23 protein-coding genes are annotated in these 25,716 nt (G+C 41.8%); 12 read left to right on the top strand and 11 right to left on the bottom strand.

The window, feature by feature from the left end; translation table 11 throughout:
- Positions 1-253 precede the first annotated feature (253 nt).
- The 4 genes from B2746_RS03660 to B2746_RS03645 all read left to right on the top strand — a co-directional run bounded on the left by B2746_RS03660 (position 254) and on the right by B2746_RS03645 (position 2,954).
- Positions 254-640 (top strand): hypothetical protein, encoded by a 387-nt coding sequence (locus B2746_RS03660; protein ID WP_290791090.1) that lies wholly within the window; start codon positions 254-256, stop codon positions 638-640.
- Between the two features lie 330 nt (positions 641-970).
- Positions 971-1,408, top strand: a complete 438-nt coding sequence (locus B2746_RS03655; RefSeq protein WP_290791088.1) for a hypothetical protein — start codon at positions 971-973, stop codon at positions 1,406-1,408.
- 27 nt (positions 1,409-1,435) lie between these two features.
- Positions 1,436-2,263, top strand: coding sequence for a sensor histidine kinase (locus tag B2746_RS03650; RefSeq protein ID WP_290791086.1), 828 nt, complete (start codon positions 1,436-1,438; stop codon positions 2,261-2,263).
- 40 nt (positions 2,264-2,303) lie between these two features.
- A complete protein-coding gene (locus tag B2746_RS03645) occupies positions 2,304-2,954 on the top strand; it encodes a response regulator transcription factor (RefSeq protein ID WP_290791085.1) in 651 nt (216 codons plus the stop codon).
- Positions 2,955-2,962: 8 nt separating this feature from the next.
- On the opposite strand, the gene B2746_RS03640 is transcribed toward B2746_RS03645, so the two are convergent.
- The 9 genes from B2746_RS03640 to B2746_RS03600 form a co-directional block, all read right to left on the bottom strand.
- A complete protein-coding gene (locus tag B2746_RS03640) occupies positions 2,963-3,622 on the bottom strand; it encodes a 3-oxoacid CoA-transferase subunit B (RefSeq protein WP_290791083.1) in 660 nt (219 codons plus the stop codon).
- A gap of 1 nt (position 3,623) precedes the next feature.
- Positions 3,624-4,370, bottom strand: a complete 747-nt coding sequence (locus B2746_RS03635; protein WP_290791081.1) for a hypothetical protein — start codon at positions 4,368-4,370, stop codon at positions 3,624-3,626.
- Positions 4,371-4,380: 10 nt separating this feature from the next.
- Positions 4,381-5,085 carry a CoA transferase subunit A gene (locus B2746_RS03630; RefSeq protein WP_290791079.1) on the bottom strand — a complete coding sequence of 235 codons (705 nt, stop codon included), beginning with the start codon at positions 5,083-5,085 and terminating at the stop codon, positions 4,381-4,383.
- A gap of 12 nt (positions 5,086-5,097) precedes the next feature.
- Positions 5,098-5,505, bottom strand: a complete 408-nt coding sequence (locus B2746_RS03625) for a DUF4296 domain-containing protein (RefSeq protein WP_290791077.1) — start codon at positions 5,503-5,505, stop codon at positions 5,098-5,100.
- Complete coding sequence (locus B2746_RS03620; RefSeq protein WP_290791076.1) at positions 5,505-6,425, bottom strand: DUF4835 family protein; 921 nt, start codon at positions 6,423-6,425, stop codon at positions 5,505-5,507. Before B2746_RS03620 ends, B2746_RS03625 begins: the two co-directional genes overlap by 1 nt.
- Positions 6,418-7,614 carry a bifunctional phosphopantothenoylcysteine decarboxylase/phosphopantothenate--cysteine ligase CoaBC gene (gene coaBC / locus B2746_RS03615; protein ID WP_290791074.1) on the bottom strand — a complete coding sequence of 399 codons (1,197 nt, stop codon included), beginning with the start codon at positions 7,612-7,614 and terminating at the stop codon, positions 6,418-6,420. Before coaBC ends, B2746_RS03620 begins: the two co-directional genes overlap by 8 nt.
- A 62-nt stretch (positions 7,615-7,676) precedes the next feature.
- Positions 7,677-8,018 (bottom strand): DNA-directed RNA polymerase subunit omega, encoded by a 342-nt coding sequence (locus B2746_RS03610; protein ID WP_290791072.1) that lies wholly within the window; start codon positions 8,016-8,018, stop codon positions 7,677-7,679.
- Positions 7,993-8,808, bottom strand: coding sequence for an outer membrane protein assembly factor BamD (locus B2746_RS03605; protein ID WP_290791070.1), 816 nt, complete (start codon positions 8,806-8,808; stop codon positions 7,993-7,995). The genes B2746_RS03610 and B2746_RS03605 overlap by 26 nt, the downstream gene beginning before the upstream one ends.
- An 84-nt stretch (positions 8,809-8,892) precedes the next feature.
- Complete coding sequence (locus B2746_RS03600) at positions 8,893-10,554, bottom strand: OmpA family protein (protein ID WP_290791068.1); 1,662 nt, start codon at positions 10,552-10,554, stop codon at positions 8,893-8,895.
- Positions 10,555-10,765: 211 nt separating this feature from the next.
- Between B2746_RS03600 and B2746_RS03595 the strand changes: the two genes are divergently transcribed.
- A complete protein-coding gene (locus tag B2746_RS03595) occupies positions 10,766-11,728 on the top strand; it encodes a polyprenyl synthetase family protein (RefSeq protein ID WP_290791066.1) in 963 nt (320 codons plus the stop codon).
- Positions 11,729-11,733: 5 nt separating this feature from the next.
- The gene (gene recJ, locus B2746_RS03590; protein ID WP_290791065.1) at positions 11,734-13,449 is read left to right on the top strand and encodes a single-stranded-DNA-specific exonuclease RecJ; all 1,716 of its coding nucleotides are present in this window, start codon (positions 11,734-11,736) and stop codon (positions 13,447-13,449) included.
- 1 nt (position 13,450) lies between these two features.
- Here the strand turns inward: recJ and htpG are convergent, their stop codons facing one another.
- Positions 13,451-15,268: a molecular chaperone HtpG gene (gene htpG / locus B2746_RS03585; protein WP_290791063.1), complete on the bottom strand. Its 1,818-nt coding sequence runs from the start codon at positions 15,266-15,268 to the stop codon at positions 13,451-13,453.
- Positions 15,269-15,484: 216 nt separating this feature from the next.
- Here htpG and B2746_RS03580 point away from each other — a divergent pair, with 216 nt between their 5' ends.
- From B2746_RS03580 to B2746_RS03555, 6 genes are all read left to right on the top strand, one after another.
- Positions 15,485-20,452, top strand: coding sequence for a translocation/assembly module TamB domain-containing protein (locus tag B2746_RS03580; protein WP_290791062.1), 4,968 nt, complete (start codon positions 15,485-15,487; stop codon positions 20,450-20,452).
- Entirely contained in the window at positions 20,433-22,718 is a 2,286-nt protein-coding gene (locus tag B2746_RS03575; RefSeq protein WP_290791060.1) for a BamA/TamA family outer membrane protein, read from the top strand. The genes B2746_RS03580 and B2746_RS03575 overlap by 20 nt, the downstream gene beginning before the upstream one ends.
- Before the next feature lie 87 nt (positions 22,719-22,805).
- Positions 22,806-23,159, top strand: coding sequence for a 30S ribosomal protein S6 (gene rpsF / locus B2746_RS03570; RefSeq protein ID WP_290791059.1), 354 nt, complete (start codon positions 22,806-22,808; stop codon positions 23,157-23,159).
- 2 nt (positions 23,160-23,161) lie between these two features.
- Positions 23,162-23,425 carry a 30S ribosomal protein S18 gene (gene rpsR, locus B2746_RS03565; protein ID WP_150849522.1) on the top strand — a complete coding sequence of 88 codons (264 nt, stop codon included), beginning with the start codon at positions 23,162-23,164 and terminating at the stop codon, positions 23,423-23,425.
- A gap of 132 nt (positions 23,426-23,557) precedes the next feature.
- Positions 23,558-24,004, top strand: coding sequence for a 50S ribosomal protein L9 (gene rplI / locus B2746_RS03560; RefSeq protein ID WP_290791058.1), 447 nt, complete (start codon positions 23,558-23,560; stop codon positions 24,002-24,004).
- Between the two features lie 236 nt (positions 24,005-24,240).
- On the top strand, positions 24,241-24,687 hold the full coding sequence (locus B2746_RS03555; RefSeq protein ID WP_290791057.1) for an RNA recognition motif domain-containing protein: 447 nt from the start codon (positions 24,241-24,243) through the stop codon (positions 24,685-24,687).
- Positions 24,688-24,847: 160 nt separating this feature from the next.
- Here B2746_RS03555 and B2746_RS03550 read toward each other — a convergent pair whose 3' ends face one another.
- Positions 24,848-25,258, bottom strand: a complete 411-nt coding sequence (locus B2746_RS03550) for a hypothetical protein (RefSeq protein ID WP_290791056.1) — start codon at positions 25,256-25,258, stop codon at positions 24,848-24,850.
- Positions 25,259-25,716 lie beyond the last annotated feature (458 nt).

Below are 25,716 nucleotides of genomic sequence, written 5' to 3'. Positions count from 1 at the left end.
CTTACTGCAACTAATTCTTAAGTAAAAAACCTTAGTAGTTAAACTAACTATAAAATGTGGTTTTTACTAATTTAGTAGAGTATTTTTACTCAATTTACCGTAGTATCTTTACTACTTAATTCCTCGTAAACCTACTACCAGCCTGAATTTTAGCCAATTTATAACAATTTGTGCAAGAAATGCCCCATTGTCACTCTTTTTTTTTTGAAGGTTATTACGCCTAAAACCAACCCTTCACTAAAAACTTACTACTATGATGCAAAATGAAATTTTGAACACCTCCCTGGCAGCTGTAGGAGAAGACATTGGTCCTGAGCTGGGTGCCAAAATGGTTAAGGACTTCCAGGATGCTTTCCCTTCTGAAAATCAATGGGTATTCAGCGGAAAAGACATTTTACAGAAAATCCTAAATCAGCCGGATTGCCAAGGGATTAGGTTCTATCATGCACTTGATGAGTTAGGTCGCAAAACATTAGTTTCTGTGGGCATTAATTCTCAAGAAGAAATTATTTCCGAGTATTCATCAATTAATGCTGAGGGCATTATAAAAAGAGAAAAAGGAATTGTAGCTGATAGAAATGATCTCCCAAAACCCGGGACTAAAAGCACATCTACTTCCATTGTTTCAGATTGGTGGTAGACAATAATTGATCATTTTTATTATTTTAGAAATCCACAAAAGCATTGTTATATTTGAACTACAATTGTTTTTGTGGATTTTTCTGTATACATTATCTATTTAGCACATTTATTGCCAATACTTATTTTTGCTGTGTTTTATACACGAAACAAGAATAAGTTATCTTTTCTTATTTTTTTCTACTGTTTGTATTCATTCCTGAATGATTTTACTAGGGGATTTGATCTAATTACAAATCTTTTACCTGATATACCAAACAAAGACTTCCTTTTACTTTCAACTTTCACTATTATTGAGTATATACTTCTTTCTTCATACTTATATATTCTTTTGAAAACTATTAGTTTAAAAAGAATATTATTAATATTTTCTATAATATTTTTAATAGTAGCTGTTGGCAACTTGATTATTGGCTATAGATCTAACTCTCCTGAATTTGATTCAGTTCCAATTGCAGTCAGTTCAATAATATTAATAACTGGCTCAATTACATATTTTTTCGAGTCCATTCAAAATCCCAATATAACATTTATATATAGCAAACCTAGTTTTTGGGTTGTGGTTGGAATAATGATTTATTTCTCAGGTACTTTTTTTCTATTCTTGCAATATGACAACCTTTCTCAACAAGAAAGAGTGAATTTTTGGATTATTAATATGATTTGTTTCGTTCTAAAAAATATTTTCTTTTCCATTTCGTTTACCTTAAAACCTGAAAATCAACAGACTTTAAATGTTGATGAATATTATTTCAATAAATTAGAATAAAAGAACCAGCTAACCCTAACCCCTTAAATGTTGCTTTTACAGGTAAATAACTCTAGTGCGAACGTGTCGCTGGTGCTTTTTTTTGGCACTATCGGTATGCTGGCTTTGACTATCGGGTTAATCGTATTCATCATATTTCACCAGAGAAAGGTCATCCGCTACCAAATGACCCTGCAAAAAATGGAGCAGGAACAACAGAAAATGCTCCTGAATGCTTCCATCCGCCTGCAGGAAGAAGAACGGCAGCGCATTGCTGCAGATTTACACGATGATGCCGGACCACTCCTGGCAACTGCCCGTCTTTACCTCAATGAAAATCTGGTAAATCTGGACAAAACCAGCCAGCTGCAAAGCATCTATAACGCAAAACAGATTATTGACGATACCATCCAGCTAATCCGGAATATTTCCCATAGCCTGATGCCCCCTACCCTTAAGAATTTCGGCCTGGAATCAGCCGTTAATGACCAGTTCCAAAAGATCAGCAGCTCAGGTATTATCAACGCCAGTTGCCGTTTTCATGATTATAAAGAACGCCTCCAAACCGATAACGAACTGATTGTATTCAGAGTAATACAGGAACTCATCAATAATATCCTGAAGCACAGCAATTCCAGTTTCATCCATTTAACCCAGAATACCAACGGGAATAAATTCTATATCCGGATGCACCATGATGGCAAAGGCATCACCCAGGCCGACTTTGAACGCATGAATAAAAGCTCAGCCGGACTAGGTCTTAAAAACATCCAGAGCCGTCTGAAAGTGCTGCATGGGCGAATTTTTTTCGAAAAAGACAGTTCCCAAACCTATTATAAAGTCACCATTGAGCTAAACAGAGAGGATAATCAATAAGTAATCCTTATTTTTACCCCTCGCGAATTGCAAAATTCCTATGAGAGTAATCAAAGTAGCCATTGCTGACGATCATAAAATTTTCAGGAAAGGAGTCATCCTGTCCCTTCGCCCATTCACTAATATTAAGTTTGTTCAGGAAGCTGAAAATGGAACTGAATTAATTGAAGGATTGGCTGAATCAGCTCCTGATGTAATTCTTATGGACCTTCGTATGCCTGTTAAAGACGGCATAGAAACCACCAAATATGTGGCCAAAACCTATCCGAATGTTCATATCGTGGTGCTTACCATGTTTGAAGATGAACGATTTGTGAGTCACCTTATGGAAATCGGCGCAAATGGATATCTGCTAAAAAGTGCAGACCCTTCCGAAATCAGAAGAGCCATTATGGAAGTGTTTGAAAAAGGTTATTACCTCAATAATTTCGTAAATCGGATCCTCCTAAAGAAATCACATGCCAAGCAGAAAGTAATTCCAAGTCTGACCAGCGAAATTACCCTTACTGATCGCGAAAGAGATGTAATCAAATACATCTGTATGGAATTTACCGCCACTGAAATTGCACAGAAAATGGAAGTTAGTCCGCGAACCGTGGAAGCCATCAAAGACCGGTTAATGGAGAAATTTGGCACAAAAAACACCGCCGGACTCGTATTCTACGCCGTAAAGAACAATCTGATTGATTAACAGTCACCTTAGCTGAGCCGCATTTCCGGGATATCTCCCTCCACGATCAGGCGACCGGCTGTCTTTTGCACAATTTCCTCCACCGGTACACCAGGTGCACGCTCCAGTAATTTAAACCCGTTCGTTGTTACTTCCAGAACCGCCAGTTCTGTTACTATTTTACGCACACAAGCAACTCCGGTCAGAGGAAGACTGCAAGCCGGCAGCAATTTTGATTCCCCCTTTGGATTGGTATGCATCATGGCAACAATAATATTCCTGGCACTTGCTACCAGGTCCATTGCACCGCCCATCCCTTTAACCATTTTTCCCGGGATTTTCCAGTTGGCGATATCTCCGGTATCACTAACTTCCATCGCCCCCAATACGGTCAGGTCCACCTTTCCGGCCCGGATCATACCGAAACTTTCCGAACTGTCAAAAAACACCCCGCCGGGTAATAAGGTAACGGTTTCTTTTCCTGCATTTATAAGGTCCGGATCAATTTCTGACTCAAGCGGATAAGGCCCCATTCCCAACATGCCGTTTTCACTCTGAAGAAAAATATGCATTCCGACCGGAATATAATTAGCAACCAGGGTTGGTATACCGATACCAAGGTTCACATACATTCCATCCTGCAATTCCTGCGCAATTCGTTTGGCTATTCCATATTTGTCAAGCGGCATATCAATCGTTTAAAATATGTTTGAAATAGGGTGTCTGTTTTTTCTTATTCAATACATTCTGAAAAAAAGCACTCAGCGGAGGGTTTAACCCTGCGAGTCCGGAGAAATTAGTTTCCGCCACTTCAATAGCTTTTTTAACTCCTGCAGGATTGTATCCATAAAGCGATAGGGAGTTCTCCTCCTGTTTTTCTTTGTCTTCCTGAAAATCCATGATATCATCCAGCAATAAAAAGCTTGGCACCAACTGATACCAACCCATAATTATCAGGTTTAAAACAGCATCCGGTATGTCTATTGTTGTAAGCAGGTATAATAATGCATCACCTCTGTTGAGTGCCGGATTATTAGTGCCAATTCGCCCCTGTTTAATTAATTGGGGCTGGCGGAAGTAGGTATGCAACTCAGTATAAAGTGTAGTATTCTCCACTTTATCTTTTACCAGGGATTCAATTTCCTGGATATGCTGTATAAAATCCTTCTCTCCAAATTCGTACAATGCAGCCAGGTGTAAAATCTGTTCCATCAACTGAACATATTCTTCCTTAATGACTGTTTCAAGCGGCAAGCCTGCTTTATGTTGCAGATCAAAAAAAAGTGGAATGAACAAATAACCCGTCCCGCGAGAAACATACAGATAACGTCCTTTCCAGTAACGATTTCCCTCCGGCAATTTCCGATCAACAAAAAAAGCTGCGATTTCAGGTTCAACCCCCATGGATTCAACCAATTCATTTTTACTTGTAAACATGGAAAGCTGGTCAGTTTTTATTAGGTAATTGAACGGTTCTGCGTTCAATTCTTTTTTCATAATGGTCTGCCTGAAAAATCCGGTGCACATAAATACCCGGTACATGTACCTGGTCGGGGTCCAGCTGGCCGGGTTCTACCAACTCTTCCACTTCGGCAATTGTGATAGTGCCGGCCCTTGCCATGGAGGTGGAAAAATTCCGGGTGGTTTTACGAAAAACAAGGTTACCATAGCTGTCTCCCTTCCAGGCTTTCACCAAAGCGAAATCAGCATGCAGGGCCAATTCCATCAGATACTCTTTTCCGTCAAACCGACGGCTTTCTTTGCCTTCAGCAATCTCCGTACCCACACCTGCGGGCGTGAAAAAAGCAGGAATTCCCATACCGGCCATCTGAATGCGGGTAGCGAGCGTTCCCTGAGGCACCAGGTCTACTTCCAGCTCTCCCTGCAACAGTTGCCGTTCAAACTCCGCATTTTCTCCAACATAGGAACTGATCATTTTTTTGATCTGCCTTGTTTGGAGTAATAAACCCAATCCAAAATCATCTACACCGGCATTATTTGATATGCAGGTAAGATTACCAATTCCTTTGCGAACCAGTGCTGCAATGGCAGCTTCCGGAATTCCGCAAAGACCAAAACCTCCGAGCATAAGTGTTGCGCCGTCTCTGATATCAGCAATCGCCTGATCTGCATTTTGCATCGTTTTATTCATATGGCATCGTTTTTATTCCGGCTTCTTGTCCTTATTCAGCTTTTTCGGGCTTGTTACAGGTTTTGAGGCAGAAGGATTCATTCGTTCGATTCTGTCTCTGTTTGCATAGGCTTCAACAGAATCAAAAATCTGTTTTAACTGATTGGGACGAGCCAGATAGTATTCATAACTTTCTTTGAAAGTTGTATAGTCGGTTTTATTGAGATGAAAAACCTGATCGTATTTTTTCCCCCGTATGGAATCCACCCGAAAACTGGAATCCCGGGTCTTATAATCGAGGCTGATTTCATCTACCAGCATCAACTGGTATACCAGTGGAACCATTTTCTTCTGACTAAGCGGATTTCCCTCTCCCCCATTATTTTTACAGGCTGCAAACAGCACTATCAGGGCGTACCAGAAGCATTGCAGTTTTCTCATTAGCGGAGCTCCTGTTTATAGGTATTGGCATTGGTTATATCCAACCTCGACAATAAATCAACTGCAGTCGCTTTTTCATCGGGAGGTGATTTCTTGAACATTTTGCTTAACTCTCCGGTTCGTCCCTGGAAAAAAAAGGGAATTACCATTGAATTGGGGATTTCACTATTCAGCGTATTGAGTTGCTGAAGGGCATTTAGAACCGCTTTACGGGCTTCTGCCTCCTTCTCGTAAAACTGATCCAACCCCAGCCTGAAATATCCGTAAAAAGCATCGTGAATCAGATTATAGCGTGCTCCCGTCATATTTTCCATCAGCCAATATCGATTTCTTTGTCCGTCGAATGCCTTCCAACCCAAAATATCTCTGCTATCGGGTGAATTATTTACGATATTCTGAGCTTTGATAAAATAGGGTTCTCCGCCTTTAAGAGCAAAGGAATCACCATCCATACCCAGGATGATATTTACATAAAATGCCAGAACAGCCGTCAGGTTGGACACCAGGGGATCGTTACCACTCACCCTGTTTTCATTAAACTCCAGCTGTTGGAATTCAACATACCGGAACAACAGGTTTTCATCCATAAAATTTACCAGCGGAGTTTCATACGCTGCATTGTAAACCGGTCGGGCTGCCTGAACCGTCAGAGTAGCCTGGTAAATATTTCCATCCAGTGCTGTTTTAACCGTTATAAGAAAGTTGCAGTTGATTCGTTCATTGGTTTGATAGGTATCTTTGGTCCATTTCCTGTTGTTCAGAAAATTGGTTAGCGCATTCTGAAGTGTATTGAAGACTTTTCTATCTACACGGGAACCAACTTCACTGGAAATTACTACTACTTTCGCCTGCAGTTCCTGCGCCTGGGTATTGAACCAGAGGACGCACAACAGAATGCCTGTAAGCCATTTTTTATTCATAGAATTTTTTATGGATCAGATCAATAATATCGGCTGCTACTTCTGATTTAGATTTAACCGGGAATTTTTCCTCCTGCCCGGAACGGTCAAATACGGTGATTTTATTTGTATCCAGACCGAATCCGGCTCCCTGATCCTGTAATGAATTTAAAACGATCAGGTCCGCATTTTTTGATTCGAGTTTTTGCAATGCATTGGCTCTTTCATTATTCGTTTCCAGCGCAAAGCCAACCAGCACCTGCCTGGATGATTTCATCTGCCCTAGTTCTTTGAGGATATCCTTGGTTTTCGTTAGTTTCAGATCCATACCGCCGGCTGTTTTCTTGATCTTCTCTTCTGCAACTGTTTCGGGTGTATAATCCGCAACAGCAGCAGACATTATAGCGAGATCAACCTCCTGAAACCGGCTGTTGCAGGCATCAAACATTTGCTTTGCAGTGGATACTGATTGAATACTGATTCCCGGATGACGGGGCAATTGAACACCCGGACCAGCAATCAGATCAACGAAAGCGCCTCTGTTGGCTAGTTCGAGCGCGATGGCAACCCCCATTTTCCCGGAAGAATGATTCCCGATAAATCGAACCGGATCAATTGGTTCATAGGTTGGTCCGGCTGTAACCAGTGCTTTTTTGCCGGTAAAGTCTGCGCTTTTGGTAAAATGTTCAAAAACCAGGGCCAGTATCTCCTCGGGTTCTGCCATTCTTCCTTCACCGCTTAGTCCACTGGCAAGTTCTCCGGAATTTACCGGAATCACCTGATTTCCAAAAGACCTCAATAAATTAAGGTTGGTTTTGGTAGTGGGATGCTGCCACATGTCTTCGTCCATTGCGGGCGCCACCCAAACCGGGCAGGTGGCAGACAAATAAGTAGCCAATAACAGATTATCACATAGGCCATGAGCCATTTTGGCCAGTGTATTACAGCTGAGAGGAGCAATAATGAACAGATCTGAAGATCGGCCCAGCATTACATGATTCGCCCAGGAAGCCTCATCAAACAAATCACTGAGCACCTCCTGTTTGGACAATGTGGATAGTGTAAGAGTTGATACAAAATCGCGGGCAGCCGGACTAAGGATCACTTTTACGGAGGCGCCCTGTTTTATAAGCAGGCGAACCAGGGATATGGATTTGTAGGCGGCTATACTGCCACTAATACCAAGAAGGATTTTTTTTCCTTGCAACATGTGATAAAATTAAAAAAAAAGCGACAGCATAGCCGTCGCTTTAACAAATATATGGATAAGAATCAGCTGAACAATTTGTCCTCGTTCTTACGGTAATATACTTTATCTTCCATAAACTCCTGGGTTGCCAGCAACGGAGGGTTTGGCATTCTTTCATATGCCCTGGAAATCTCAATCTGCTCCTTGTTTTCATGGATCTCTTCCAGGCTGTCTGTATGCGTTGCAAACTCTTCCAGTTTGTTATGCAATTCTTCTTTCAGCGCTATGTTGATCTGATTGGCTCTTTTGGCAATAACGGCAATCGACTCATAGAGGTTACCAGTTCTGCCTTTGATTTCCAACAGATTTTTCGCTTCCGCTACATTACTGGTATTGGAACTAAGCTGACGTCTTAACTTGCTCATTTTTTATTGCTTTAATATTACTTTGCGATGTTGACAGATAATTGGTTACTTCCCCTTTCAGGCTACTTTCAGGAAACCGGTCAGCAAATTCATTACACTGCTCGATAACCTTATTAAATCGTTCTTCTTTTTTCTCATCAATACTCAATACGGCATATTCGAAATAAGAACGGATTACTTCCAGCTTATAGGCATCACTCTTCTCAGAATCAGGGTAATTTTCCAGCAGATTGGTAAATGAAATGGCTGCTGCTTTGAACTGGCGCAGATTAAAATATAATTCTGCAGCTTTAAACTCCTTCAACTCTAATTTTGCCCGCCCTTCATCAATTATAGCTGTAGCTTCCTTATTTCGTTCCGATCCCGGATGAGTATTAATAAATGCCTGCATTAAACCAATTGCTTTGATGGTATTGGTTTGATCCAGTTCCACCTTGGGCGATTGTTTATAATAGGTATATGCCCGCATATACTCCATTTCCTCTGCCCTTTTACTGGTCGGAAACACTTCCACAAACCCTTTAAAAAGGTTCTCCGCATTCATATAATCCCGCATATAATAAGCACAATAGGCAAAATTATAATAGACTGCTTCGAACTTATCACCTCCTTTCAGCAATGGAAAGAGCTCTTCGTATAACTGTTGGGCATACATGTACTTCTTTTTGGCGAAATACTGGTCTGCCATTCGCAGTTTGTAATCATAATCGGTACTTTTCTGCACTTTAGCAAATTTGGAACATCCTGTTCCGAGGAGCGCTATCATGCAAACTAAAAGGATTGATCTCATAAAGGCTGGCAAAGTTAACACATTTGATCAAATATAAAAAAACCCCGCAATTGCGGGGTTCTTTTATATCAATATTAACCAATATTAGTTCCTTCTGCGGAGGTTCGGGTGCGGTGCAGGTACTGCATTCGGACCCTCATCTGTAGTTCCATCACGGAGATCTACAGTATTTGGATCTCCACCACCTTCACCATATTTGAAGATAAAGCGGTCTGCGCTGATTCCTTCCTGCTCAACCAGGTAGTTGATTACAGAATTTACCCGATCCCAGCTGAGCTGCTGTGCAGACTTGCTGGATTCGCCATAACCAATCACTGCAATACGGCAGTTCGGATTGGTACGGATTTTCTCAGCAACACTTGCCAGAACCGCTTTGGAGTCATTGTTCAGGGTAACCGTACGGCCAGAGAAGGAGATACTTGGAAGATCACCGATGCTACACTGACTTTGTGTACCCATCATGATTCCGCTTTCTCTGATTTCCTTACAACATGCAGGCTCCGGACATTTACCAATACCGTCGGCATCAACAGGCTGACATTGTGTTGGAGTAATCAGTTCCTTGTCTTTGAAATCAGGCACACCATCACCATCTGTATCTTTACTTACACCATGACTGTCAACCGGTGCGTTGGCCGGAGTGTTCGGCTCCAGGTCAAACTGATCGGTAACACCGTCACCATCTGCATCATCCAGAATGGGTTTTGGAAGTTTCATATGCTTGGGTGCATTCAACTCGTTGTAGGCATAATCCAGCGGGTTCATCCAGTACAGAGGTTCTGTGGATTTTCCACCCAGATTAAAGTTGGCACCTACCGTAAAGTAGTTATACGTATCGTAGTCAGGAGTCAGAATAGAACCAAATGGAGAAGCCGGGTTGCCGGTTCTGGCTGCCTGCCAGCGCTGGCCATCCAACAGGTCATTCTTGGTTACTGTGAATCGATCTTCAATCGCAATATTCACCCTTGGACTAATGCGGAAAGCCATACCTGCACCGAAATGGAAATTGCCACCGAGTGTATTTCCGCCCAATTTAGGCCGGGCATCACCATCGGTTTCTGCATCCGTTTCATAGCTGTCATCCATCAGGTCTTTCAGCTGCTTTCTGGTTTCTTTTCTTTCTTTATAAATATTTCTAACCGTAATAGAACTGAAATCATATGGATTTCCGGCATCATCCAGCGCATTGATTTTGGTTTTATACCAGCTGGCACCCAAACCAATTATACCATAGGCATTCCAATTGGACTTTGCCTGATGAAAACGGATATTGTTGAAGGAGATGATTGCCTGTAGATTAAGGTCTTTCATTACCGTACGGTAGTTATCAAATACGGTTCCGAAAGGAGCAACACCATATCCTTCCTCTCTCCATGCGTTGTTTATACCCGATCCGCGACCTTTCCAGTTAAGCCCTTTTCCTACACCATACATAAATTCAGCTCTAAGTGAAAACATGTATCCAAGTGCTTTCCGAACATGTAAACCACCTCCAAAAGTGGGGAAGGTAGTGGGTACATCACCAAAAATATTAAATAACCCACCTTTGATACCAATCTCCCACTGGTTGCGGGGTTTGGCCGGGAAAGGGTAGGCATTGTTCATAAATTCGTTGTGCTGAGGCAGTCTTTTTCTGGTTACCAACGAGGAATCTTGTACATCATAACTCGTCCCGATCTGGGCGTACGAGCCAGATGCCAACAAACACAGAAACCCAATGAGCGCTGTGTATTTTTTGATTGCCATAATAGATTTTTATAAATAATGGTTAATGAATTGACAGGATACAGTATTCCAAACTAAGCACAAAAATATCAAATGAGCGCAAAATACCAAATAAAAAACTCATATAAACACTCTTTAATATCCACAGAATCAATTGAAAGACATATTATGAAAGATTTGGTTTGCTTGAAAATGGTCAGCATTGACGTAATTTGCCGCGGTATTTAAATTCATGAAATTAGCACAGTCACTTATAGCCGAAGAGCTGAATGTCTTTGAAAAAAGGTTCCGGGAAGCCGTTAAAAGTCAGGTTCCCATGCTCGACCGGATTACCAGTTTTATCGTAAAAAGGAAAGGAAAACAGCTCCGGCCCATGTTTGTGTTGCTGTCAGCCCGACTTTGCGGTCCCATTACCGACTCTACCTACAGGGCGGCATCTCTCGTAGAATTACTACATACAGCTACCCTGGTGCACGATGATGTGGTGGACGAATCCATGGAAAGACGGGGGTTCTTTTCCACCTATGCCCTTTGGAAAGCCAAGGTTTCTGTCCTTATTGGTGATTATCTTTTGGCCAAAGGCCTCCTTTTATCACTGGATAACAACGATTTCCGGATTTTACAATTACTCTCGGACGCCGTAAGGCGTATGAGTGAAGGAGAATTACTGCAAATTGAAAAAAGCCGGAGCCTGAATATGGACGAATCCGTCTATTTCGAAATCATCAGCAATAAAACAGCCTCCCTCCTGGCCTCGTCCTGTGCAGCCGGCGCATTTTCAGCCCAAAATGATGAAAACCAGGCGGCTATGCTCAAAAGTTTTGGCGAAAAAGTTGGCATTGCCTTTCAGATTAAGGATGATCTATTTGATTATGGTTCAGAAGCCATTGGCAAACCAACCGGGAATGATATCAAAGAAAAAAAACTTACCTTACCTCTTATTTATTCACTGAACCAGGCAGATAAACCAATCCGCCGAAAAATGGTAAATATTATTAAAAACGACCACAAAAACCCCGAAAAGGTGAAAGAAGTGATCGATTTTGTGGTTCAGTCCGGTGGAATCCGGTATGCAACTGATAAGATGTTCCAATACCGGGATGAAGCATTGTCCATCTTACACGAATTTCCCGCAACTGATACCAGAATGGCCCTGGAAGAACTGGTCCGGTTTACGACCGACCGCAAATATTGAGCTGAATGGAGAAAAGATGGAAACTATTAAATGCCCCCCAAAAAGAGGTCAAAGCCCTGCAGGAAAAACTGGGAGTACATCCGGTAATCTGTAAAATTCTGGTTCAGCGAAGAATTCAAAGCTTTGAAGAAGCCCGTGCTTTTTTCCGCCCACAACTTTCCGAACTGCATGACCCTTTTCTGATGAAGGATATGCAAAAAGCGGTTGACCGGATTGTTTCAGCCCTGCAGGCCAGAGAAAAAATAATGGTTTTCGGTGATTATGATGTGGATGGCACCACAGCAGTAGCCTGTCTGTTTCAATTTCTGCTCGACAATTACGAATCTGACAAATTGGATTATTATATCCCCCATAGGTATAAAGAAGGTTATGGGATTTCCAAAAAAGGGATTGACCTGGCACATGCCAATGGCGTAACCCTTATTATTTCACTTGACTGCGGCATTAAATCAGTTGAGCTGATCAGTTATGCTAAAGAACTGGGCATTGATTTTATTGTTTGTGATCACCACATGCCGGATGCACAACTTCCCCCGGCAACCGCGATCCTTAATCCTAAGCAAACTGACTGCCCTTATCCTTATAAAGAACTCTGCGGTTGTGGTGTTGGATTCAAACTGATCACCGCGCTCTGTATGCACATGCAAATGCCGGATGAATATTATCTGAGGTATCTCGATCTTGTTGTTACCGCAATTGCCGCTGACATAGTTCCAATTACCGGAGAAAACCGGGTACTCGCTTATTTTGGCTTAAAAAGAGTTAATGAACATCCTTCCCCGGGCATCAAAGCGCTGATTCAATTATCAAAAATTGAGCACCAGACACTTACGATCAATAACCTGATTTATGTAATTGCACCAAGAGTAAATGCGGCAGGAAGAATGGATGATGCCCGCCTTGCAGTTCAGCTTTTTGTTGAAAAAGATCCGGCAAAATCTGCCGGTCTGGCTGAACAATTACATTCGCATAATGATGACCGCAAGGAAGCAGATTTGTCTATCACCGTGGAAGCCATGGATATGATTGAAAATGATCTGGCCCAGGCATCCCGCCGATCCACGGTTGTATTTCAGCCACACTGGCATAAAGGCGTTGTTGGAATTGTTGCATCCCGATTGATTGACCGCTTCTACCGCCCAACCGTAGTGCTTACACAAAGTGGAGATATTGTAGCCGGCAGTGCAAGATCAGTAGCCGGTTTTAATCTATATGAAGCCATACATGCCTGCAGAGAACATCTCCTGGGTTATGGAGGTCATTTTGCTGCTGCCGGTATGACCCTGCTACCGGATCAGGTGTCCGCTTTTCGTGAAAAATTCGAAGAAATTGTTGCTGCTACCATTGGTCCGGATCAATTAAGCCCGGAAATTAATATTGATGCAGAAGTTCGATTGGCTGATTTAAAAAACAGTTTCTATAATATCCTTTGTCAGATGGAGCCATTTGGACCGGAAAATACCCGACCGGTATTTCTGGCGCGTCAGGTTAAAAACAATGGCTGGTCGAAAATTGTAAAAGACCAGCATATTAAATTCAGTCTTGTCCAGGACAGTATACTGTTTAATGGCATCGGATTCGGGTTGGCTGAAAAATTCCCTCTATTGGAAAATGAAAAGCCCGTAGATATCGTCTTTACTCTTGACGAAAATGAATGGAATGGATCCAAACACCTTCAGCTGAGAATTATCGATCTACGGGCCAGTATGAATGAAAATTAAATCAGGCTTTCATTAAATCAACGCTGCGTTCAATAAAGGAGGTGAGATTACTTCCTTTTAAAAGTCCCTGTGACAATAAAGCAAGATCAGCCAGATTACGTGTCAGCTTTTCCTGTTTCTGTTCGTCACCGCCATTTAAAATCTGCTGATAAATGGGATGATTTCCGTTTACAGTCAAGGTTACTTCATCCGGCATATTGGCATAAAAACTTCCCATTGGTCCGCTTACTGCAGACATATCCTTCATCCGACGCATAAACTCCGGACGGGTTGCTACTACAGGTGCTGTTTCCGGATTTAATCCTTTTACTTCAACAGTCAGGTGCAAACCGGAAGCCTGCTGTTCAAATAATTTTTTCAGTTGTTCTTCCTGTTCTTTGCTTAGTACAGATGTGCCAGTCTCCTGTTTATCAATCAGATTATCTGCAATATCAGCATCCACACGGGTAAATTGAACATCACTCCATTTCATTTCCATCTGGTTGATAAAGGCGGCATCCACTATGGTTTCCAGCTTCACTACACTATATCCCTTGTCTGTTGCCGCTTTTATAAAAGTGTCCTGTTGAACAGGATCTGTCGCATACAAAATAACCTGTTTTCCTTCTTTGTTTTTTTGGAGTGCAAGTGTTGCTGTTTTATATTCTTCCAGTGTATAAAATTTTGCAGATTGGGTATCCTGCATGATGTGAAATTTCTCTGCTTTTTCGAGAAACTTATCATCTGTCATCATTCCGTATTTCACAAAAAGCCCCAGGCTTTCCCATTTGGATTCAAATTCGGCACGGTCATTCCGGAAAATCTCATCCAGTTTATCCGCCACTTTTTTGGTAATATGGTTATTGATTTTCCTCACATTGGGATCACCCTGCAAATAACTACGGCTTACATTCAACGGAATATCCGGACTATCAATTACCCCTTGCAAAAGCATAAGAAATTCAGGCACTATGTCTTTTACTTCATCTGTGACAAAAACCTGATTGCTGTACAGCTGGATCTTGTCCTTCTGAATTTCATAACTCTGTTTGATTTTAGGGAAATACAGGATGCCCGTCAAATTGAAGGGGTAATCCACATTGAGATGAATCCAGAAAAGGGGTGGTTCATTAAACGGATAGAGTTCTTTATAGAATGACTGGTAATCTTCAGTTGTAAGATCAGCCGGTTTTTTTGTCCAGGCTGGAGTTGGATTATTAATCTGTTCTCCTTCAAAGAATATCGGAACGGGTAGGAACCGGCAAAAACGTTTCAAAACGGTTTTTACCCGGTCTGCTTCCAGAAATTCCTTACTCTCTTCATTTATGAAGAGTACAATATCCGTTCCCCGGTTTTCTTTTTCAGTTTCTTCCAGTTGGTATTCCGGACTTCCGTCACATTCCCATCGAACGGCAGGCGCTTCTTTAAAGCTTTTTGTCCTGATTTCAACCTTGTCACTAACCATGAAAGAGGAATAGAAACCCAGGCCAAAATGACCGATTATATTGTTCTCATTTTGGCCCTTGTATTTATTCAGGAATTCCTCGGCACCGGAAAAGGCTACCTGATTGATATATTTATCTACTTCTTCTGCCGTCATACCTACCCCTTTGTCTGAAATGGTAAGTGTTTTGGCTTCTGAATCGATTGTAACTGTAATGGAAAGGTCTCCCAACTCACCTTTTGCCTCTCCAATAGAAGAAAGTGTCTTAAGTTTTTGGGTGGCATCCACTGCGTTACTGATGAGCTCCCTCAAAAAAATATCGTGCTCACTGTATAAAAATTTCTTGATTATGGGGAAAATATTCTCCGTTTGAACCCTGATACTTCCTTTTTGCATACTGTTCTATTTTTCGTTGGTTATCTGTTGCCCCGCCTCAAATCGGGTGCCACGCCTGTTTTCAGGGACTGAAACAGCAAATTTGGCAGAAACTCTGCACTACCTGTCAGCCTTAACCTCATTTCTAAGTAGCTTCGGCATGGAATTTATAGGATATAAGCAGCAGAGAATCAGTTGAAAATAATACATCTTTATCCAAAAAGGGGGCCCCGGTGGTTGCGAATCAGCCTGCGGGTGATGCTGGCTATTTTGCTGTTTCTGGCATTGATCCTACTGCTTATTCAGAGCAATTGGGGACAGGAATACCTTACCAGGAAGGTAAAATCCACCCTTGAAAGCAAACTTCAAACCAGGGTCGAACTTCGCCGGATCCGTTTAGACGGTTTCGATCGGGTAAGTATTGAAGGATTAACCTTGTTTGACCGGCAAAACAAGGTTTTGCTGCACAGTGATTCGCTTTCGGTCCATTATGCCCTGCTGCCACTTTTTTGGAGCGAATTGAAAGTTTACAGCCTGCAATGGAATAAACTCCTTGCCAATGTTTATACGTTAGAGAATGACAGCCTGAACTATCAGTTTATTCTGAACCAGCTGGCACCTTCCTCAAAAGCACCTGAACAAATTGATACCAGTTCCGCCAGTTCCTGGAAAATTTCAATTGGCCGAATAGAGCTTAACAATATCTGGTTAAGTTATAAAGACAAACCCGCAGGAATTAATACCAATCTCGTTTTGAATCACCTAAGCTGGAGATTCAGGGAAACGGATATCAGTTCCGGTCTGTATGATTTCAATGAATTGCGAATAAATGGTCTGATCGGCTATTTTGATCAGCAATACAGGAATGAAAAGGCAGAAATGTCAGAAGAGCAAGTGGCAACCAACCCATTGAAATTGTTGGCAAAAGGAAAACTGATCCAACTGGAAAATATTCATTTTTCCTATTCAGATGAAGGCAGTGGAATTCAAACCGGGTGGCAGGTTGGAAATGCCCGTCTTGAATTAATCAGGGCAGATATTGGGCAGAATAATTATCAGGCAGGTTCAGTTGATTTTTTGCAACCCAGCGGTTATTTGATTCAGCAAAAAGGAATGGATACAACGGAAAATGTTTCGGTAAAAAGTTCACCCTTGTTTGTAAAACTTAAATCACTAGCTATAAAGAACGGTTCCTTCGGAATGCAGAACCCTGGAATGGCAAGAAGTTCTTATAAAAAAGCCATCGACTTTAATTATCTGGGATTGAAAAATATTGAAACAAGCATTGAAGAAATCAGTTGGGAAAAGGATATACTGACAGCATTTTTAAAACAGTTATCAGTTAAAGAAAGATCCGGATTCCAGCTAAAAAAAGCAGTAGCTGATATTCGTTATGGTAAAGATAGCCTATCGCTGAAAAAATATTATTTACAAACAGGATCCAGTAATCTTTCGAATAATTTATTGCTTTATCTGCCTTCCGGCAGTGAGGGTAAATTACGTACGGATGAAATTGGAATAACTGCAGATTTACCAGAATCCAAACTGGTTTTGGCAGAGGCCTTGTATTTTGCTCCGGAACTTGAACAGGACACCAATTTTAAGAAATGGTGGAATAAAGAAATCAGACTCAGCGGCAGGCTTAGAGGAAATTTATCTTCTCTTGTTCTTAACCAAATTCATATCCATGATAATGCCGGCAATGACATTCGAATGGATGGAAAGTTGTTTCATATTTCAAACCCCGACCGGTTGAGCGGTGAGCTGAATACCATCGTAATTAAAACTGGAAAATCTGCTATTGATGCATGGTTACCGGCGAATGTACTTCCCCCAACTATTAAATTAGCTGATGATATAAATTTGAACGGATCTCTATCCGGCGGATTGAAAGGATTTAAAACAGTATTAAACCTTCAATCAAGTTATGGCAGGGTGCGGCTCAGGGGAACTGTCCGGCATTTACAGAACAGCTCCACTGCAACCTATGACATCGCATTAGATGAATTGGATATGGATGCAGGGAAATGGATTTCAGATACCAGTATTGGATTGATTCAGGCAAGTGGCAAAGTGAAGGGTAAAGGATTTGATCCGTCCTCCATGAATTCAAGTGCAGTTTTAACTATTCGACAGGCAAAATTACAAGGGTATACCTATCAGAATATTAGTATTGATGGACGTCTCGAAAACAAACATTATGCAGCAAAATTAAACAGTCTTGATTCCAATCTTCAAGCGAGTGTTGATCTCCGTGGTGAGTTAATGGAAGGGTTTCCATCCGTGGCAGGAAAGGTACTGGTTGACCGGATTGATTTGATGGCAATCGGATTAACTACGAGTCCTATGATAATAAAAGGTTTGGTTGAACTGGACCTTTCCAATACACAGCCCAGGCAACTGAATGGTTCTGTGCACGTACATCATGTACAGTATGCAAATGAAACCGGCCAGTATCAGCTTGACAGCATTATACTGAATGCAACAGCCCAACCGGATGAACAATCTATTCTATTAAACAGTCCGTTTGGTACCGCTTCTCTGACTGGAGATTACGATTATACCAAGCTTGCAAAAACAACTGCAATGCTGGTAAACAAGCAATTGAATCCATCTGACACCGGGCTGGTGGCAATTTCAGACAGTATAGGAAGCCAGTCAGCCAAATTGGTGGGTTCGTTTATGCTTCCACGCTCAATGGAGAAATTATTACCGGAATTTGAAATTCGCAAGCCATTGATGATAGAAGCACGAATGAATTCAGATAGCAGTTTGATCTATATACTTGCCAGCCAACCGCAATTCAAATATGGAGCAGCCATTGTAGACAGTCTTCAGATACTGGCATATATGAATGCAGACAGCATTCATACTTCCCTTGAATTTGCGGCAATTGATCATCCTTCCTTCCCTATTCACCATAGTTCCTTTACTGCTAAAGGAGAAAAAGGAAATATCAACTGGCTCCTTGCAATTGATGATACAGACAGAAAGCCATCTTATCGTATTGGTGGAGGAATGGAATTAGAGTCGGTGAAAAACTGGAAAATCAGTCTGGCGCCGGAAGTATTATTGAATAAAGAGATATTTTATGCCAAGGCTGACACTGGTCTCATATTCAAAGATGGCAAACTGGTAGATGCCGAAGTTGAGATTGGTTCAGACAGCCAATCAATCAGGATACATCACCAGCGGCCGGATTCTGGCAAAGTGGCCGCCTATCTGCTTACCATTAAAGATTTTCAGGCGAAAACGATCAGCTCGTTTATTTCAAAGGATACCACGCTTGCTGAGGGCAAAATCAATGCCTTGCTTCAGTTTTCACATGCAGCCAATGATTCAAGTATAACCGGAAACATTGAAGTTGACAGTCTTCGGCTTTTTGGAAAACCAGTAGGTACCATCAAAGCTGACCTTGTGCGGAATGGAAAAGACATCGGAATTGACGGAAGTTTAACCGGGTATGGGAATAATGTTTTGATCAAAGGAAATTATGGAGATGAATTGCTTGCCAAATTGCAATTAGACAGTTTACAATTAGCCAGTATTGAACCTTTCACCAGTGGGTCGGTAACTAATATGACCGGCACAATAACCGGATCGCTGGATGTAAATGGAAGTCCAACGAATCCTTCTCTAAATGGTGAATTGCTTTTCAATAACGGGAAAATGCGGGTTAGTTATTTGAATAATCCACTTAGTATAGATCAGCAGAAACTTGTATTTAGTGAGAACGGCCTGAAGTTAAACCAGTTTACATTAAAAGATACAGCTGGTGGAAATGCCATCATTGACGGGTTAATTAGACTGGAAGATTTACAGAATCCGGTATTTGATTTGAGTGTTAACGCAAGCAATTTCATGGTGCTTGGCCCTAAAGTATCGGAGGATCAATTGATGTGGGGACCCGCAAGAATTAATAGCACCATCCGTGTAGGTGGCGATTTGAAATTGCCTAAAGTTGATCTGAAATTGAAACTGGTTGATAAGTCGGTGGTAGGATTTGTTGTACCGGAAGATGAACCGGGTGTGGTGAATCGGGAAGGTGTAATTGAATTTGTGAACCGACAGAACCCGGTGGATACCACACTTATTATAAGAACCAAAGGAAAGTCTCCTTCAGTTGTCGGATTCAGTGGTATAGAATTTACAGGTGATATAGAAATTACGCCGGCTTCCACGCTTACCATAGTGATTGATCCATACAATGGTGACTTTCTTGAAGTAAAGGGAACTACGAATCTGAATTTAAAAATTGAGCAGGGGAATCGCATAACGCTTACAGGGATTTATGAAATTGAAGAAGGGAAATATGAAATGTCGCTAAGTCAGTTAATCAAACGAAGTTTCAGTATTGAGAAAGGCAGCAGCATTACCTGGAATGGAGATCCGTTGGAAGCTACGATTGCGATTAGTGCAAAATATCAGGTAAATGCCCCGGCAATTGATCTGATCCGCGACCAAAGCAGCGGAAGCAGATCGGAACTTACCAGTTTGCGTCAGAAGGTTCCGGTTGAAGTGTATCTTGATATTACCAATCAGTTGATGGAGCCAACTATTAATTTCCGATTGGATATGCCGGAAAAAGACCGAAACTTTTTTAATGGTGCGGTGTATACCCGATTAAAACAAATCAACAGTAATGAATCTGAGCTCACCAAGCAGGTGATGGCCTTACTGGTATTGCAAACCTTCCTTTCGGAAAATCCATTGGAAAGTCTGCAAAACAGAAATGAAGGAGGCATCGGATTTACCGCAAAACAAAGTGTGAGTAAGATTCTTTCTCAACAATTGAATACACTGGCAGGATCCCTGATCAAGGGCATTGATCTCAATTTTGATCTGGAAACACAGGAAGATTATATGAGTGGCAGGAGGCAGGAATCCACCGTATTGAATGTGGGAGCAAGCAAAACACTTTTCAATGATCGTTTAACCGTGTCGGTTGGTTCAAATATTGGACTGATGGGCAATGCCCCCGCAAATGGTGCGCAATTGATCGGTGATGTTTTAATTGAATACAAGCTTAGTAGGGATGGCCGGTACAGAATCCGTGCCTATCAGCGTAATCAGACGGATGCTATTTTATTGGGACAGATAATTGAAACAGGAGTTTCCTTTATGCTGGTCATGGATTTTGATCAGTTCCGCGAGATTTTTGAAAAAGCTAAAAAGCAACAGGAGAATGGCAGGAATTCAAAATAATATAATTCGTCTTGTTTTGTTATCAGGATTTGCATTCCTGGTAAGCTGCAGCTCCACCAGAACGGTTCCGGAAGGTGACCGCTTATATACCGGAACCAGTATCAAATGGGAAGGAAAAAAACCGGGTCAACGGAAAGAGCTGGAGCCTGATTTGATATCAATGAGCAGGCCGGCACCGAATCGGAAATTTTTAGGCATGCCGATTCGTTTATGGTTATATAATCTTGGAAATAAACCTGCCGGCAAGGGGCTTAATCATTTGCTGCGGAATAAATGGGGGGAGCCTCCGGTTTTGTTAAGCAAAGCAAAACCTGCTTACACTGCTGAAGTATTAACCAGTTATATGGAAGATAATGGTTTTATGCAGGCATCCGTTGCGCATGAAACCAAAACAAAGGGGAGTAAAAAAGCTGCCATACAGTACGAGGTAAATTCGGGGATTCGCTATAAAATACGCGATGTTGTTTTTGAACTGGACAGTTCGCGACTGAGTAAAACTATTTTGCGTTCACAGGAAAAAAGTTTGTTGAAGGAGGACCGTTTTTATAATCTGGATCGGATAAAACAGGAACGTCAGCGGATCAGTAATCAGGTAAGGCAACAGGGGTATTATTATTTTCTACCTGATTATCTATTGACAGAGGTGGATAGCAATTACAATGGAGAAGTAAAGTTATTTATCCGGTATAAGGACAGTATTCCGGAAAATGCAAAGAGAGCTTTTCGGATGCAAAGCATCACGTTGTATCCGAGTTATAATTTATCGGAGGACAGTCTGGTTAGAAATGCCCCGGAAATTGATATGGGACCTTACCGGGTAAAAGATATCAATGATATGTTTTTACCGAAAATATTTAGCCGCTATGTTTTACTGAAGGAGGACAGCCTGTATCGTTTCAGAGCGCATGAGCGAACCCTGGAACGATTAATGAGCTTGGGCACTTACAAATTTGTAAAAACAGAAATAGAGGAAGCAGACAGCAGCAGATTGAGGGCACGTTTTTTTATGACTCCTACTCCGAGGCGAAGTTTACAGGTTGAATTAAATGGAAACAGCAAGTCAAATAATTTTGTGGGTTCTCAGATAACGATCAGTTCATTAAATCGGAATTGGTTAAAAAGAGCGAACCGTTTTGAAGTAAAACTATCCGGTGGATTTGAATGGCAGGTAGGTGGTAATCAGGTAGACCAGGCAAATACCAGAGGCTACAGTCTGAATGGTGAGGTGGCGTTGAATTTACCGGGTATAATTGTGCCCTTTTTTAAAATAAGAACCAGCAATGCATTTATTCCGAGAACAAGACTGAGTATCGGGTATGAATTACTGAGCAGGCCTGGTCTGTATAACCTGAATTCCTTTACACTGCAACAGGCGTACCAATGGAAGACGGGAAGATTAACAGATCATCATCTTGTACCTGTATCCATCTCCTATGTGCTGCCAACGAGAATCTCCCCTGCATTTGAAGAGATTCTGGAAAAAGACCCTACCCTGCGTCAGTCGATTGAGAAACAGTTTATTATTGGAAGCAATTATACTGTTACTTATAATAACGTAAATAAAAGGAGGATTCACAGTGTTTTTTTACAGGGCAATTTGGATGCAGCGGGTAATGTACTTGGCTTACTGATTCCCAAAAACAGTGATGGAAATAAAACAATCGGTTATCAGCCATTTGCCCAATACCTGCGACTTACAGGGGAAGTTCGGCATTATTGGAAATTAGGTCGGGAGCTGCAATGGGTAAACCGTTTATTGGTTGGATCCGGCTTTTCGTATGGAAACAATAATTCGCTTCCCTTTGTGAAACAGTTTATGACCGGGGGTAGTAACAGTTTACGGGCATTCAGGGCCAGAACCCTTGGTCCGGGTAGCTACCGCTCGGAAACCAGTACTTTTGCGGCCAGTGAAGCAGGTGATATCAAGCTGGAATTTAATACCGAGTTTCGGTTCAAACTATTCAGTGTGGTAAAAGGAGCCCTGTTTGGGGATGCAGGCAATATCTGGCTGGAGCGGGAGAATCCGGAGAAACCCGGGTCGGCATGGCCAGGAGGAAAATTTATGAATGATCTGGCCGTGGGTGCCGGAATCGGTGTCCGGATTGATGCCTCCATTCTGATAATTCGGGCAGATTTAGCAACCCCCTTGCGTAAACCCTGGTTAGCAGCCGGACAGAAATGGGTGCTTGATCAGATCAGGCTGGGAGAACCGGACTGGAGGAGAGAGAACCTGATCCTAAATATTGCTATAGGATACCCATTCTAGGTTAAAAGCGTAGTTTTTATTGCCATATGACTGAAACCACTTACCTTTGCAGCCCAATTAATTTTTTTATTTAACAAATCAGGGATCATGAACAATTACGAATTGATGGTGATTTTTACCCCTGTTCTGAGTGAAGAGGACTACAAAGCTGCTCAGAAAAAATTTATCGACCTGGTTACCAGCAATGGTGGTGAGGTGGTAAATTCTAATCCCTGGGGATTAAAATCACTGGCGTATCCTATCCAGAAAAAAACCACCGGTTTGTACTGGGTAATGGATTACAAAGCGCCATCCGACTTCAATGAGAAGCTGAAAATTCAGCTGTTGCGTGACGACAACGTTCTTCGTCAGATGTTTACTGTACTCGACAAATACGCCGTTGAGTACAATGCAAAAAAGAGAAGTGGCGTACCTACCGGAACTGAAAAAGTGGAGGCTTAATCATGGCAAAGAATGAAATTAAATACCTGACCGCGATTAAGACCGAGAAGCGTGCCAAGAAGTTTTGCCGCTTTAAGAAGTACGGTATTAAATACGTGGATTACAAGGATGGTGAATTTCTAAAAAAGTTTCTGAACGAACAGGGTAAAATGTTACCTCGTCGTATTACCGGAAACAGTCTGAAATTTCAGCGAAAAGTATCTGAAGCTGTTAAGAAAGCACGTCAGATGGCGATCCTTCCTTACGTTACAGATCTGTTGAAATAAGATTCATCAGGTTATAAAAACAAACTAGTAACCAATCCCTAATCCGCCTACGCTAAAGCTTCGGCGGAGACAGTCTGAGTCAGATTTAAAAAAGATTTGATTGGGCTCTTTGGGGTACTAAAAAAGAACAAAATGCAAGTTATTCTTATTCAGGATGTAGATAATCTGGGTGGTGCCAATGAACTGGTAACAGTAAAAAATGGCTATGCGCGGAATTTCCTTATTCCACAGAAAATGGCGGTAGAAGCTTCTCCTTCCAACCTCAAGCAACTCAATGAGAAGCTGAAAGTGAAGAAGAAAAAAGAAGATAAAATGCTGGCTGAAATCAACCAGGTTATTGCCAAACTTCAGGAAGGTGCTTTGAAACTGGGTGCTAAAACCGGAACCAGTGGAAAAATCTTCGGAAGTGTAACATCACTTCAGATTTCCCGTGCCATTCGTGAACAAAAGGGATATGAAATTGATCGGAAGAGAATTTCGATTACAGATGAAGTAAAAGAATTGGGTCAGTACAAAGCCACTATTGATTTCGGGAACGGTAAATCAACCGAGCTTGATTTTGAGGTAGTTGCTGAGTAAAAATACAAAGCTTCTTTAGTAAAAGGACGATCTGGCGGGCAATACCGGCCGGATTGTCCTTTTAAATATTTAGATATTTTGTATGTTTTTCCACAATTTCATTACCTTCGTTTTGGTTCCTTAATGATCTTTACAGTTTCAGACTTCCCAGAGCGTTTCCAAGTAAATGATTTTCTGGCTTTTTTGCAACACTGTGCTTCATTATGGGTTTATTAAAAAGTTCAAAAAAATAGAAAATGAACATTTACGTTGGCAACCTCAGTTGGGATTTAACTGAGCAGGATCTTTTAGAAATGTTTGCTCCTTATGGAGAGGTACTTTCTGCCAAGATCGTAACAGACAAATTCAACAACAACCGCTCTAAAGGATTTGGTTTTGTTGAGATGAGCGACTCAGAAGCTGGAAACGCTGCTATTGCTGCCCTTCATGGCACAGAAGTTATGGGTCGTAGCATTGTTGTAAACGAATCACAACCCCGTGAAGGTGGATCTGGCGGTGGTGGTGGATTCAAGAAGAAAAGCTTCGGTGGCGGTGGCGGCGGAAGCCGTGGCGGTTACGGCGGCGGCGGCGGAAGTCGTGGCGGTGGCGGTGGTTACGGCGGCGGTGGAAACCGTGGCGGTGGCGGCGGTTACGGCGGTGGCGGCAGCCGTGGCGGTTACGGTGGTGGCGGTCGCGATTATTAATCAAGGCACAACACATCAAAAGATACAGGTCTGGTAGTTACTACCAGACCTTCTTTTTTACTATATTTTCAGGTTCGGGCACACCTTCTCTGAATTTGGTACTCCCCTGCATTCAATAACTTCACCATTATTTTCAATCGGGTAGTCTAAAAACGGCATTTTATTGGGCTTGTTTCTTCAGTTTGTAAACATCCACAGCCCCATTGCCATAACTTTTGGTAAATATCAGGCTATCACCATTCAGATGCAGGATATACATACCATCCAGTATAAATGTCCAATCAAAATCTGCAGTCCAGGGTGAAGTATTTTTAAATATCAGTGCATCAACGTCATTCATTGTATAAGTTCCCTGGTTAAGTGCCGGGTATTTGGCGAAATTACTGTTACCTGACCAGGTATTTTTATTGAACTCCAAACTAACAGCTGCAGTTTTATCCTCCGGTTGATTATACCGTTTAAAAGTTCCCGAATAGGTGCCATTCAGCGGGTACTTATTTGTTTCATCTTTGTCTTTCGAGCAGGAAATAAGAGTACAAAGGGAAAGGCTTAATAGAAAAATATTTCGCATAGTTGCATTTTTTGAAATGACCGGTATTCAGGATGCTGCGTTGTCTGGATAAGTAGAAGAAGGGAGACAAGGGAGAAAAAGGAGAAGGTAGAAAGGGGCTCATTTGGAAAGCTGCATAGCAGGGCTTGTGACAGGGCATTGAGCTGTAATTATTGAGCAGTAATTATTGAGCAATAATCAATGAGCAATAATCATTGAGGTATGGTTCATTAGCTGTTGTAAATAAGCCCTGTTTTTTTGGATAATCCGCTGAGAGAGGATGATCAACTGAGAGGAAGAATCCATGCTGTTTTTTGATGGGAGGGATACTTGTTTAGCATCGGTCATGCAGGGGATCATTGAAGGTATTGTTCATATAGTTTCGGAGCTGGTCAGCAGTCTCCAGGGTTGGGATGGACTTAGGTTGAGAGGGAATTAGGTTGCTAGGGACTTAGGTTGAGAGGGACTTAGGTTGGGAG

Origin of the sequence: Flavihumibacter sp. UBA7668, assembly GCF_002483205.1 — a bacterium.
Lineage (GTDB): Bacteria > Bacteroidota > Bacteroidia > Chitinophagales > Chitinophagaceae > Flavihumibacter.
This window is presented reverse-complemented; position numbering and strand designations above follow the sequence as displayed.

What these genes read in the sequence shown, in the direction of transcription:
- B2746_RS03660 (WP_290791090.1), top strand. Translation starts at nt 254, where the DNA reads ATGATGCAAAATGAAATTTTGAACACCTCCCTGGCAGCTGTAGGAGAA.
- B2746_RS03650 (WP_290791086.1), top strand. Translation starts at nt 1,436, where the DNA reads ATGTTGCTTTTACAGGTAAATAACTCTAGTGCGAACGTGTCGCTGGTG.
- B2746_RS03645 (WP_290791085.1), top strand. Translation starts at nt 2,304, where the DNA reads ATGAGAGTAATCAAAGTAGCCATTGCTGACGATCATAAAATTTTCAGG.
- B2746_RS03640 (WP_290791083.1), bottom strand. Translation starts at nt 3,622, where the DNA reads ATGCCGCTTGACAAATATGGAATAGCCAAACGAATTGCGCAGGAATTG.
- B2746_RS03635 (WP_290791081.1), bottom strand. Translation starts at nt 4,370, where the DNA reads ATGTTTACAAGTAAAAATGAATTGGTTGAATCCATGGGGGTTGAACCT.
- B2746_RS03630 (WP_290791079.1), bottom strand. Translation starts at nt 5,085, where the DNA reads ATGAATAAAACGATGCAAAATGCAGATCAGGCGATTGCTGATATCAGA.
- B2746_RS03625 (WP_290791077.1), bottom strand. Translation starts at nt 5,505, where the DNA reads ATGAGAAAACTGCAATGCTTCTGGTACGCCCTGATAGTGCTGTTTGCA.
- B2746_RS03620 (WP_290791076.1), bottom strand. Translation starts at nt 6,425, where the DNA reads ATGAATAAAAAATGGCTTACAGGCATTCTGTTGTGCGTCCTCTGGTTC.
- coaBC (WP_290791074.1), bottom strand. Translation starts at nt 7,614, where the DNA reads ATGTTGCAAGGAAAAAAAATCCTTCTTGGTATTAGTGGCAGTATAGCC.
- B2746_RS03610 (WP_290791072.1), bottom strand. Translation starts at nt 8,018, where the DNA reads ATGAGCAAGTTAAGACGTCAGCTTAGTTCCAATACCAGTAATGTAGCG.
- B2746_RS03605 (WP_290791070.1), bottom strand. Translation starts at nt 8,808, where the DNA reads ATGAGATCAATCCTTTTAGTTTGCATGATAGCGCTCCTCGGAACAGGA.
- B2746_RS03600 (WP_290791068.1), bottom strand. Translation starts at nt 10,554, where the DNA reads ATGGCAATCAAAAAATACACAGCGCTCATTGGGTTTCTGTGTTTGTTG.
- B2746_RS03595 (WP_290791066.1), top strand. Translation starts at nt 10,766, where the DNA reads ATGAAATTAGCACAGTCACTTATAGCCGAAGAGCTGAATGTCTTTGAA.
- recJ (WP_290791065.1), top strand. Translation starts at nt 11,734, where the DNA reads ATGGAGAAAAGATGGAAACTATTAAATGCCCCCCAAAAAGAGGTCAAA.
- htpG (WP_290791063.1), bottom strand. Translation starts at nt 15,268, where the DNA reads ATGCAAAAAGGAAGTATCAGGGTTCAAACGGAGAATATTTTCCCCATA.
- B2746_RS03575 (WP_290791060.1), top strand. Translation starts at nt 20,433, where the DNA reads ATGGCAGGAATTCAAAATAATATAATTCGTCTTGTTTTGTTATCAGGA.
- rpsF (WP_290791059.1), top strand. Translation starts at nt 22,806, where the DNA reads ATGAACAATTACGAATTGATGGTGATTTTTACCCCTGTTCTGAGTGAA.
- rpsR (WP_150849522.1), top strand. Translation starts at nt 23,162, where the DNA reads ATGGCAAAGAATGAAATTAAATACCTGACCGCGATTAAGACCGAGAAG.
- rplI (WP_290791058.1), top strand. Translation starts at nt 23,558, where the DNA reads ATGCAAGTTATTCTTATTCAGGATGTAGATAATCTGGGTGGTGCCAAT.
- B2746_RS03555 (WP_290791057.1), top strand. Translation starts at nt 24,241, where the DNA reads ATGAACATTTACGTTGGCAACCTCAGTTGGGATTTAACTGAGCAGGAT.
- B2746_RS03550 (WP_290791056.1), bottom strand. Translation starts at nt 25,258, where the DNA reads ATGCGAAATATTTTTCTATTAAGCCTTTCCCTTTGTACTCTTATTTCC.